This is a genomic window from Dyadobacter sp. CY326 (assembly GCF_021390515.1).
Classification (GTDB): Bacteria; Bacteroidota; Bacteroidia; order Cytophagales; family Spirosomataceae; genus Dyadobacter.
On sequence record NZ_JAJUXI010000006.1, the window covers coordinates 428442 to 439948 of the forward strand.

Consider the following 11507-nt stretch of genomic DNA (forward strand, 5'->3'; position numbering starts at 1 on the left):
GCAACTAATGAAAATCATTTCTTCACTTTATACAGCGTTCTTGCGTAATGCTTGATAGTGGAGATTTTTAACTGTTGATTTTTAACCTGAACCAGTTTGTATTCTTTGAATTCGCCTGCTTTATCCAGAAAACCAATGATGCAGGATTGATCGGTTTTGCCTTTGCGGACTTCCACTTTGGGCATGATGCCGAAATTCGGAATCTTAATGTTGTCCTCGGCGTCTAGTTCTTTGTATTTTATTTTAACCAAAAAATCGAATGTTGATTTCGTTTCATAAATGTCGACTGAGAAGCGCCAGTCATTCAGCGGGTCCTTCACTTTTTCGCTGTAACTCGCAACGGGGCTGTTTTCTACGGATGTCCGCTGCAAAGGAATGGTGTCATTGACAATGCCTGATGGCGACCCGTCTGAATTTTTACCTTTGTCATTTTGATTGCAAGCAAACAATGTCAGCAGCAAGAGAAGGCTCAAATACTTCATTGGAAATCCTATTTGGTTCAAAATCGTAGTACTACTTTGCAATATACCTTTGTTATTTGCATTAAATAAAATATTTTACTCCCGACATTGTAAACATATCTTTACCAATCGCTGCCCCTTACCCTGAACCTAACCTATGGCGTTAAATTATATTTTCGTAGGATTCTTTGTCATTGCCTTCATCATTGCCCTCCTGAAATTTATCCTGACCGGTGATGTGCAGACTTTCAAGGCAATAACCGAAGGAATGCTCGAAATGGCCAAAGTGGCGGTGATGGACATTGCTTTGCCGCTTACCGGAGTGATGGCTTTCTTCCTTGGGATTTTGAATGTGGGAGAAAAAGCAGGGATTATTAATTCTATCGCAAGATTCATTGGCCCTTTTTTCCATAAATTATTTCCCGAAGTGCCAAAAGATCACCCGGCTAATGGGCAGATGATCATGAATTTTTCTGCCAATTTCCTGGGCTTGGACAATGCTGCCACGCCGTTCGGATTAAAGGCCATGCAGAGTTTGCAAGAGCTGAACCCGAGCAAAGACACCGCCTCCAATGCGCAGATCATGTTTCTGGTTTTGCACACATCGGGCTTGCAAATCATTCCGCTTTCCATCATTGCGCAGAGGGCAATTTTGGGCGCCGAAAGTCCTTCCGACGTTTTTATTCCCTGTGTGGTGGGCACTTACATTACCACGGTTATGAGCATGCTTATCACTGCCGCTTGGCAAAAAATCAATCTCTTCAATAGGACCGTGATGCTTGGGCTGGGAAGCGTTACCGCCATGATTGCCTTGATATTGTGGTATTTATCGGGCTTGCCGAAAGAGCAGATTGAAACGGTTTCCATATTCGTCGGCAATTCCGTGCTGCTCGGTGTTGTTGCCGGATTTTTGTTTTGGGGAATGTATCGCAAAGTCAATGTTTTCGAAACCTTCATCGAAGGTGCAAAAGCCGGATTCACAACCTCTGTTACCATCATTCCCTATCTGGTCGGTTTGCTGGTTGCGATCAGCGCGTTTCGGGCGTGCGGTGCAATGGATTATCTGATCGACGGCCTCAAATGGCTGTTTGCATTGACGGGCTTGAACACCGATTTTACCGATGCATTGCCCGTTGCGCTTATGAAACCGCTGAGCGGAAGCGGTGCGCGCGCATTGATGATCGATGCGATGAAGGAGTTCGGGCCCGACTCATTTATTGGTCGTCTCGTGTGCATTTTTCAAGGATCGGCAGATACAACGCTTTACATTGTTGCGCTTTACTTCGGCTCCGTCGGCATCAAGAATACGCGTTACGCGATTGTGGCGGGATTAATCGCCGATTTGATAGGCGTTGTGGCCGGAATTTGGCTTGGATACTTATTTTTCCACTGATTTTGGTCTATTCCAGGCCAATCACCCTTTTACCCTTGATATGCAACCGTCCGTACAAAATGGATGGTTGGTTTTTGTGGTAAACGTTAATATTGATCATCTAACTCTGAACCGCTTATGTTGAAATCGTTACGCAAATCCGCACTTCTTGTCGTTGTATTTTGTGTTTATATCGCGGGAAAAACAGCTTTTGCACAGCAAAACGCCACTCAGCCAGCCAACACTTATTCGTTGGAAGATTGCATCAGAATCGCATTAGAGACAAATCCTTCCGTAAAAATTTCCGAGCTGACGGTTCAGACAAACGGCAACATTTATCAACAATCCAAATGGCAGCGCTGGCCAAGCATTAGTTTCAGCGCCAGCCAGGGTTTCAGTTCCGGCCGGAACATTGACCCGTTTACCAACCAGTTCGTTCAGCAAAATATCAATTCCAATAATTACCAGCTCGGCGGACAAATAACCCTCTTCAACGGGTTTCAAATCAAAAACAACATCAAGTTCAACGATGCCAATTACAAAGCCAGCGCCAAAGATCTGGACGCTGCGCGTAATGACATTATGCTTAATGTGGCGTTATCCTATCTGCAAGTTATCACCAATGAAGAGCTGATAGAGGTTGCGAAAAGACAAGTGGAAGCTTCGCAATTGCAGGTTGACAGAACTGCCAAACTTGTTGAAGCAGGAACATTGGCAGAAAGCAACCTGCTGGATTTGAGAGCGCAGCTTGCCAACGACGAACTGACATTAGTCAATGCAGAAAATAATCTGGAAACGGCAAAGCTCAATTTGAAACAATTCATGAATATGCCTGGCAGCGAGCAGATTAATGTCGTGAAAATTCAGGTGGCCGATCCAACTCTGCAGGCTTACAATGCCACAATTCAGGAAATATTTGATGTTGCGCGCGCCAATCTCCCTCAAATGCAAGCCGCAGAGTTGCGCATTGAAGCAGCAAAAACGAACATTGATTTAGCCAAAGGCGCCGCATTGCCGTCATTGACATTGAATGGAGGCATTTACACCGCTTATTCGAGCGCAGCTCCCAAAGAACGTTTCGTTTCCGACGGCTCCGGCAAGACAATAACCGAGGTGACTTCCCAAACAGACTACATTATTTACAATGACCAGCAGGTTCCGATTGTGCAGAAAATAGAAACGCCCAACGGCTCACTTCGCACATTTGGTTATCTGGATCAGCTGAATTTCAACCGGAACTCGGCCGTCAATCTCAATCTCACCATTCCGATTTTTACCAATTTCCGGGTCAAATACAATGTTGCAAACGCCAAGATTCAGCAAAAAACCTACGAATATCAGGCGCAGCAAGTGCAGCTTACGATCCGCAAGAATGTGGAGCAGGCATACATTGACATGACGAATGCGGCCAAGCGTTACTCGGCAACGGCAAACCAGGTGAGGGCGCTTCAGGAAACTTTCCGGGTGTCGCAAGTGCGGTTTGATGTGGGTTCCATTAACTCCGTGGAGTATGGTATCGCAAAAGCAAATCTCGATCGGGCGAACGGAAATCTTGTGCAGGCAAAATATGACTATGTTTTCCGGACCAAGATTCTTGATTTTTACATGAATCGTCCGTTGTCGGATTTTTAGTAAACAAATTCAAATTCCCGAGGTCTCTGATTAGCGACCTGTTCATATCCTCAATCAACATTAATTGTAACCAAAGTCAGTATGGCACGTAAATCTTCGAAACGAATCTGGTGGATAACAGCAGGCCTTGTCGTACTCCTCGTCGCAGGTTTATTTGGCGCAAAACAAGCCGGTTACATTGGCAAGCCCAAAACCACGGAAGTGGAATACACCAATGTGAAAAAGACGGATATCATTGAGCGTGTCAGCGCGTCCGGCAAGGTTCAGCCGGAAGTTGAGGTGAAGCTCAGTCCGGATGTTTCGGGAGAAATTATCAGTCTCAATGTTGCGGAAGGCGATTCAGTCGTGAAAGGGCAACTTTTATTGAAAATTCGTCCGGACAATTATGAGTCAATGCTGGCCCGTGCGCAGGCAGCGGTCAATTCCAGCAAAGCCAATTATGAGCAGACCAAAGCAATGGTTGCACAGGCGGAAGCGCGGTTGTTACAAGCAAAAGCCAATTTTGACAGAAATAAAAAACTTTACAATGACAAAGTGATCTCCGCAGCTGATTATGAGCAATTTGCTTCCACTTTTGGTGTTGCGCAGCAAGATGTTGAGTCAACCAGAGCCAATGTTTCGGCGGCACTTTTTAACATTAAAAGCGCCGAAGCGAGTTTGAAAGAAGCATCTGAAAATCTTCGGAAAACGAGCATTTTCGCTCCGGTAAGCGGCATTGTTTCATTATTAAATGTCGAAGCAGGCGAGCGCGTCGTAGGAACATCGCAAATGGCAGGAACAGAAATGATGCGGATTGCAAACCTGCGCAACATGGAAGTCCGCGTAAATGTGAATGAAAATGACATTGTCCGCGTAACCCTGGGCGACACGGCAGAGATCGATGTTGACGCATATAGTGCCTCCGGGCGCAAATTCAAGGGCATTGTAAAGGAAATTGCAAACACCGCCGCAGGTTTGGCTTCGTCGACCACAAGCTCAGCCGTATCAAGTGCTTCGGCCGATGCGGTCACCGAATTTGAGGTGAAGGTGAAGATTTTAAATGAGTCGTTTGCGGATCTTTTGGTGTCAAAATCAAAAAAAAGCTATCCTTTCAAACCCGGAATGACGGCTTCGGTGGAAATCATCACGGAACGTAAAAACAATGTGGTGACAGTTCCGATTGCTGCCGTGACGACCCGCAGTAACACGCCTCCCGCAACGGAAGGTCAGCAAGGCCCGCCATCCGATGAGTCGGCGCCTGAGGAAGACGACAAGAAGCCTAAAAAAGCCGAAGTGATCAAAGAAGTCGTGTTCATTGACGTGAATGGAAAAGCGGAAATGAAGGAAGTGAAAACCGGCATCAGCGACTTTGAAAACATTGAAATCCTGTCCGGACTTAAACCCGGTGACAGGATCATTTCCGGACCTTACATTGCCGTCTCGAAAAACCTGAAGAGCGGTGACCTCGTTGAGAAAAAGAAAGAAGATGTGAAAAAAGACGAAAAAAAATCAAATGAAAACGCGAACTGATACGTTGTAGAGGGGTAATAAGTTCGATTTAGTTTAGGTTAAAAAAGAAAATCCTTGCGGCTTTGCTGCAAGGATTTTTTATTTTCTGCCAAATATTCTCACTTTTGGAAGACTCAGCAATGTCATAATTTCGGCTGAATAGTTTACCAAGCTTTGAAAATGAGTTTATTAAATCAAACCAAGATAGCGGTGATCGGAGGTGGCAGCTGGGCCACTGCACTCATCAAAATCCTTTGTGAACAAAACAACGTCCAGATCCGATGGTGGCTGCGCAATCACAAGGACATTGAGCACATCAGGAAATTTCACCATAATCCGAGTTACCTCAGCGATGTGGTGCTTTCTCCCAAAAAGATCAAGGTTTTTGAAAAAACAACCGAGGCGGTTAAAGGCGCAGACTATGTAATTCTGGCCGTTCCAGCCGCTTTTGTGCAAGAAGCATTGCGTGATTTGAATGCAAAACATTTGCAGGGAAAACGCGTCGTATCTGCCATTAAAGGAATGGTGCCCGGGGAAAATATGCTGATAACAGACTGGATTGCAAAAGCATACTACATTCAGCTGCACGAAACCTGTGTGATCGCCGGCCCTTGCCATGCGGAAGAAGTGGCTTTGGAAAAACAGTCATACTTATCCATTGCCTCCACGGAATGCGACACGGCAGAAGATTTTGCCAAACTGATGACTTGCCGTTATGTAACCGCCAATCCGCTCGACGACTTATACGGCGTTGAATATGCGGCTGTGATGAAAAATATCATTGCCTTGGCCTGCGGAATCACGCATGGACTCGGTTATGGCGATAATTTTCAGGCAGTTCTGGTTTCTAATGCGATGCAGGAAATTGGCAATTTTGTAACTGCCCTGGACCCGCGCGAGCGCAATATGAGCTCGTCCGCTTACCTGGGCGACTTGCTGGTGACTGCATATTCGCAATTTAGTCGCAACAGGCTTTTTGGCAATATGATAGGCCGCGGTTACAGTGTAAAAGCTGCCCAACTTGAAATGAAAATGATTGCCGAAGGTTATTATGCAACCAAAAGCATCACGGAAATGAATAAAATTCATCAGGTCAATTTGCCCATAACGAGCGCAGTGCACAGGATTTTGTATGAGGAACACGCGCCAGGCGCGGTGATGGACGATTTGAAGAAATTGCTAAAATAAATAGCCTTATCCATTTCGAAAAACGTATTTTTTGAAAGTTTTACCTCAAACGACCCTTATGCGCGTTTCCAAAAAAATCTCTGCAAGTCTTTTGACCGGCCTAATGCTGGGCTCAATCATGCTCACTTCCTGCAATTCAAAAAGTGCCGACAATGCCAAAAAGGAGCAGGAAGACTCACTTGCGTCCGAAAAAGAATTTGTTTTTGGTGACAAACGCGACTTTGCACAATGCCATGCTTCAACATTGGTAAGGCTGGACGATGGCCAATTTTTGATTGCCTGGTTCGGCGGAACTGCGGAAAAAAATCCGGATGTTGGCATTTGGCTGTCAAAAGGCAAGCCTGGAAATTGGAGCGCGCCAAAAGAAGTTGCGAAGATCAGGGAAGACGCACATTGGAATCCGGTGCTGCAAAAAACTGCGGACGGAAAGGTTATCCTCTATTTCAAAGTCGGTAAAGAGATTCCATATTGGGAAACGTGGGTGAAAACGTCGACTGACAACGGTGAAACCTGGTCCGAGGCTTACGAATTGGTCAGAGGCGATAAGGGCGGAAGAGGGCCGGTTAAGGACAAACTTATCGAACTTTCGAACGGCGACTGGCTTGCAGGCGCGTCCAATGAAGTAAAACGCTGGGAAGTTTTTGTGGACAGAAGCACGGACAATGGCAAGACCTGGAAAGCAAGTCCGTATTTAAAAATTGACACAACCGAAATTAAGGGCAAAGGTGCAATCCAGCCAACATTGTGGGAATCGAAGCCCGGCTTGGTGCATATGCTGGTGAGAACGACGGGCGGAGTTATCGGAAGAAGTGATTCAAAAGATTATGGAAAAACCTGGGCGCCAATCAAAAAGACCACTTTGCCAAATCCAAATAGCGGCATTGATGCTGCCAAACTAAGCGATGGCACCATTGCGCTGGCTTACAACCCGGACGATGAAGACTGGGGATCTCGGTCGCCGCTTTCGCTGACATTGTCTTACGATAATGGTCAAAACTGGACGGATAAACTGGACATTGCGACCGGCAAAAAGGATGACGAATATTCCTATCCGGCCATTGTAAGCTGGGGCGATTCCGTGGCTGTAACCTACACATTCAACCGCCAGAAAATTGCGTTCTGGACGGGAAGCAAGAAAGATATTGTTGATCAGGCTGCGAAAAATAAGACCAAAGCAGGTCAGTAACCCATTAATTCCAAATCATAGGATTCAAACATTTCAACGCGTTTGCCCATTTTCTTTTGAATGATCTGGAAATGGTGAACGTCTTCCGGGCAGATGAGTGAAATGGCCTCGCCAGACGCCTCTGCCCGACCTGTTCTTCCGATTCTGTGCACGTAATCCTTCGGCGATCGGGGCAGCTCAAAGTTGATAACGTAAGGAAGAAATTGAATGTCAATGCCACGAGAAACAAGGTCTGTGGCTACAAGCACCGTTAATTTTCCCGACTTGAATTTATTCAGCGCCTCGGTTCTGGCTCCCTGGCTCTTCTTACTGTGCATTGCCATCGCCTGAATTCCATTCTTATTCAGCTTTTCAACAAGATTGTCAGCCGTGCGCGTCGCGGAAACAAACACGAGCACTTGCTTCATTTCCTGCGTTTTGATGAGATAACGAAGCAACGGTCCTCTGCGGTCAGGGTCGACGAAATAAGCCGTTTGCTTAATCAGATCGAGGTTTTGTTCCTCTTCCTCAATCTCAATTCGCACCGGATTTCGAAGCTGCGTTTTGTTGATCTGATCAACCTCATCGCCTAATGTGGCTGAAAAAAGAATGCTTTGTCGTTTTTTGGGCAAAAGAAAAAAGATGTCCTTCATTTCTTCCGCAAATCCCAGATTCAGCATTTTATCAGCTTCATCCAACACAAGAATCTGTGTTTCCGAAAGACTAAGCGCTTTGTGGGACAAAAGGTCGATTAACCTGCCGGGCGTCGCAACCAGAATTTCAACGCCTTGCAAACCAATCATTTGTGGATTGATGGAAACGCCACCATAAACCGCTAACGTCTTCACTTTACGTGGAAGCCGCTCGCCGAATGTTTGAAAAACAACTGCAATTTGCACAGCCAGCTCGCGCGTGGGCACCAGGATCAATGCTGAAATATGCCTGTTAGACGCGGGCGGCATCCGTTGAAACAACTCCAAAATAGGCAACACAAAGCTCGCTGTTTTTCCTGAACCCGTCTTTGCAATGCCCAGGACATCATTTCCCTTCAAAATAGCCGGAATTGCTTCCTGCTGAATTGGATAGGGTTGAGTATAATTCTGTTCGGCAATGGTTTTTAATAATGGTTCGGACAAGCCAAGCGATTGAAAGGACATCATGTTCTGCGGCAGTTGGTCAATGGAATTTTTATAAAACGCAAAGATACCATTAACCCACAGACATATCGCCCATGGCCCGCTCCCGACTGCCTTTTGATGTGATTTTCTGAACTTCTATTCGCTATCCATATGTCTTACAAACGCAGGGAATTTTTACAACATCTTGGATTTGGTGCATTACAGCTGGGCATTATCAGCGCCATTCCTGCATCAACCTGGGCCGCATCCTTACATTTCGGACAATTGCCGCGCAGTTCGCCGGAGTTGCAGGGAATGTCTGCCAAAAACATTCTTGATTTTACAAATGCAGTTGAAGCAGATAAGCTGAATCTGCACAGTCTGATGATTTTGCGACAAGGAAAAGTGGTTGCCGAAGGCTGGTGGGCGCCTTATGGTCCCGACATGAAGCACACGCTTTATTCATTGAGCAAAAGTTTTACGTCAACAGCAATCGGATTAGCAGTTGCTGAGAAAAAATTGACCGTTGAAGACAAAGTTTTATCATTTTTCCCCGAAGATAAGCCCGCTAATGTAAGCGCAAATCTCGCTGCAATGCGTGTGCGTGACTTGCTGACCATGTCCACCGGCCATGACAAAGACGCAACCGGCGCAGTTCGGGAATCAAAAGAAAACAATTGGGTAAAAGCGTTTTTATCATTGCCGGTGGAGCACGAGCCAGGCTCATTTTTCGTCTACAATAGTGCCGCGACTTACATGCTTTCCGCCATTATACAAAAGCTGACGGGGCAAACATTGGTGCAATATCTAACGCCAAGACTGTTTGAACCGCTGGGCATCGATGACGCGGATTGGGAAGTCGACCCGAATGGAATCAACACGGGCGGTTGGGGATTGCGCGTGAAAACGGAAGATATTGCCAAATTCGGGCAGTTGTATTTACAAAAAGGGTCATGGAACGGCAAGCGCATTCTCCCGGAAGCCTGGGTTGAAGAGGCCACACGTTCTCATATTATGTCAAAAGGCGGTGCAAGAAAACCAGAAGAAAATGACTGGCTGCAAGGTTATGGTTATCAGTTCTGGCGATGCCGCAATGGTGCTTATCGCGGCGACGGCGCTTATGGCCAATATTGCATTGTGTTGCCGAAGGAAGATATGGTCATTGCCATCACAAGCGAAACGGGTGATATGCAGGGGATTCTGGATCATGTCTGGAACCACATTTTGCCCGCTGTTAAATCGACGACCGTGACGACAGACAACGAAGTGCAAGCAGCATTGCAAAAGAAATTGTCAACGCTGGCTTTACCGCAAACGCCCGGCAAACCGACGGCAGACGTGGCTGCAAAGCTGACTGGAAAAAGCTTCAAAATTGCCGATAACAGCTTGAAGATAACGAAAGCCTCATTTGAATTTGCCAAAGGCTGGTGCTTGTTCCGCCTGACTGACGACAAAGGTGAGCATCTGGTTGTCAATGGCATTGGAAACTGGAAGATCGGGTTGACGGATATTTCGCCAATGCCTCTGAAACTCGTGTTAACCCCCGTTCCCAACGAGCAGAAATCTAAAATCGCAGGAAATGGCGCCTGGATCGACGAAAACACATTTGAAATGACCTGGCGCTTTATTGAAACGGCACATTACGAAACCGTAACCTGCAAGTTCGAAGCCGACACAGTCCAAATCGAGTTCAAAAAAAGCCTGGCCATCCTCGCAAAAACCAAAGATCCAAGGCCCGTCTTGAACGGGAAGATGCTGACTTAGCACGCAGATTACTATTTGTTTTTCCGTTGAAACATTTAGCTTTGCGTGAGATAAAAATTGTTTTTACACACATTATTTTAAAAAAATGGCATTACACATCAATTGGAACAAACAAAAGTCTTCCATGGCTGCCAAAAAGAAAATTCGGGAAAGTGATAAGACGCAAGTGTCAGTGGACACGACCGAATTTCTTTTAAGTGATCCCTTGAACAAGGCGCGCTTGCTCAAAGCGGTCGCTGATTTCAAAAACGGAAAGCTTAACATCCATGAACGAGAACTTATTGAAAAATGAGGTTACTCTTTCATGATGAAGGTTGGGACGATTACTTATATTGGCAGCAGACGGACAAGAAGATAGTCAATAAGATCAATGAACTGATCAAAGCTTGCAAACGAACCCCTTTTGAAGGAATAGGAAAACCTGAGCTGTTAAAAGGGGATCTTGCTGATTGCTGGTCGAGGAGAATTACTGATGAGCATCGTTTAATATTACATTGAAGACGATACAATCACTGTCCTTAAATGTAGGCATCATTACAAGAAATAATGAAGTCGGTGTTAAATACACATCCAATCAAACCAACTCTTTCCCAAAAATGAAAAAAAGAATTATCCTTTCGTTAGCATTCATCATTTTCGCTGTGGCTGTGCAGGCGCAGAAGTTTAGGCCGCTTGACAAGAGTCCGCGAGACATTGCGTATTTCCCGGATCACTTTGCGCATGACCGCAAGGATGGTGATAAGGCTTTGATAAAAGTGTCGTACAGCCGTCCATATTTAAAAGGAAGGGAAGCTTTTGGCAAACTCGAACCTTTTGGAAAAGTTTGGCGGACGGGTGCAGACGAATCCACGGAAATCAAGTTTTATCAGGATGCAACATTCGGAGGCAAGAAGATCAAAGCAGGAACGTATTCGCTTTTCACCATTCCCGGGGAAAAGGAATGGACTGTTATTTTAAGCTCTGACCTTGATTATTGGGGCGCTTATCAATACAAAGAAGCAAATGATGTGCTTCGTGTTACTGCACCCGTGAAGGCAGCAGAAGCGCCGATTGAGAACTTTTCAATTGTGTTTGAAAAAGTTTCAGACACTTCTGCCAAGATGTTTTTAGGCTGGGCTTCTTCCGTTATTGAAGTTCCTGTTTCCTTTTAATATATCGGGCAAAACGGCATTCACATATTTTTATTTTTGGTTAAAGACCATTAAAAGAATGCAGTAACTTTTGATGCACTGCCCCCAAAAAGTTAGACACTTCTTGGGGGCATTTTTATGGGCAAAAACAGAAAACACGGTGCAGCTTTCCGGCTTATGCTTGTCAAA

General features: G+C 45.6%; 10 protein-coding genes and 1 pseudogene. 9 read left to right on the forward strand and 2 right to left on the reverse strand.

Features of this window, described 5'->3' with window-relative positions:
- Positions 1 to 14 precede the first annotated feature (14 nt).
- Entirely contained in the window at positions 15 to 482 is a 468-nt protein-coding gene (locus LZG73_RS14715; protein WP_233850984.1) for a hypothetical protein, read from the reverse strand.
- Between the two features lie 136 nt (positions 483 to 618).
- On the opposite strand from LZG73_RS14715, the gene LZG73_RS14720 reads away from it, so the two are divergent.
- From LZG73_RS14720 to LZG73_RS14740, 5 genes are all read left to right on the forward strand, one after another.
- Positions 619 to 1854, forward strand: coding sequence for a nucleoside recognition domain-containing protein (locus tag LZG73_RS14720; RefSeq protein ID WP_233850986.1), 1236 nt, complete (start codon positions 619 to 621; stop codon positions 1852 to 1854).
- A gap of 117 nt (positions 1855 to 1971) precedes the next feature.
- Complete coding sequence (locus LZG73_RS14725) at positions 1972 to 3465, forward strand: TolC family protein (RefSeq protein WP_233850988.1); 1494 nt, start codon at positions 1972 to 1974, stop codon at positions 3463 to 3465.
- An 81-nt stretch (positions 3466 to 3546) separates the two neighbouring features.
- Positions 3547 to 4974, forward strand: a complete 1428-nt coding sequence (locus LZG73_RS14730; protein WP_233850996.1) for an efflux RND transporter periplasmic adaptor subunit — start codon at positions 3547 to 3549, stop codon at positions 4972 to 4974.
- A gap of 159 nt (positions 4975 to 5133) precedes the next feature.
- The gene (locus LZG73_RS14735; RefSeq protein WP_233850998.1) at positions 5134 to 6141 is read left to right on the forward strand and encodes an NAD(P)H-dependent glycerol-3-phosphate dehydrogenase; all 1008 of its coding nucleotides are present in this window, start codon (positions 5134 to 5136) and stop codon (positions 6139 to 6141) included.
- A gap of 58 nt (positions 6142 to 6199) precedes the next feature.
- Entirely contained in the window at positions 6200 to 7327 is a 1128-nt protein-coding gene (locus LZG73_RS14740) for an exo-alpha-sialidase (RefSeq protein ID WP_233851000.1), read from the forward strand.
- Here the strand turns inward: LZG73_RS14740 and LZG73_RS14745 are convergent.
- Positions 7321 to 8463: a DEAD/DEAH box helicase gene (locus LZG73_RS14745; protein ID WP_233851041.1), complete on the reverse strand. Its 1143-nt coding sequence runs from the start codon at positions 8461 to 8463 to the stop codon at positions 7321 to 7323. The two genes, LZG73_RS14740 and LZG73_RS14745, sit on opposite strands and share 7 nt — an antisense overlap.
- Positions 8464 to 8595: 132 nt before the next feature.
- Between LZG73_RS14745 and LZG73_RS14750 the strand changes: the two genes are divergently transcribed.
- The 4 genes and pseudogenes from LZG73_RS14750 to LZG73_RS14765 all read left to right on the forward strand — a co-directional run bounded on the left by LZG73_RS14750 (position 8596) and on the right by LZG73_RS14765 (position 11339).
- The gene (locus LZG73_RS14750) at positions 8596 to 10188 is read left to right on the forward strand and encodes a serine hydrolase (RefSeq protein ID WP_233851002.1); all 1593 of its coding nucleotides are present in this window, start codon (positions 8596 to 8598) and stop codon (positions 10186 to 10188) included.
- Between the two features lie 85 nt (positions 10189 to 10273).
- Entirely contained in the window at positions 10274 to 10480 is a 207-nt protein-coding gene (locus LZG73_RS14755; RefSeq protein ID WP_233851004.1) for a hypothetical protein, read from the forward strand.
- Positions 10477 to 10735: pseudogene (locus LZG73_RS14760) on the forward strand (Txe/YoeB family addiction module toxin). The gene LZG73_RS14755 and the pseudogene LZG73_RS14760 overlap by 4 nt, the downstream one beginning before the upstream one ends.
- A gap of 49 nt (positions 10736 to 10784) precedes the next feature.
- The gene (locus LZG73_RS14765) at positions 10785 to 11339 is read left to right on the forward strand and encodes a DUF2911 domain-containing protein (RefSeq protein ID WP_233851006.1); all 555 of its coding nucleotides are present in this window, start codon (positions 10785 to 10787) and stop codon (positions 11337 to 11339) included.
- Positions 11340 to 11507 lie beyond the last annotated feature (168 nt).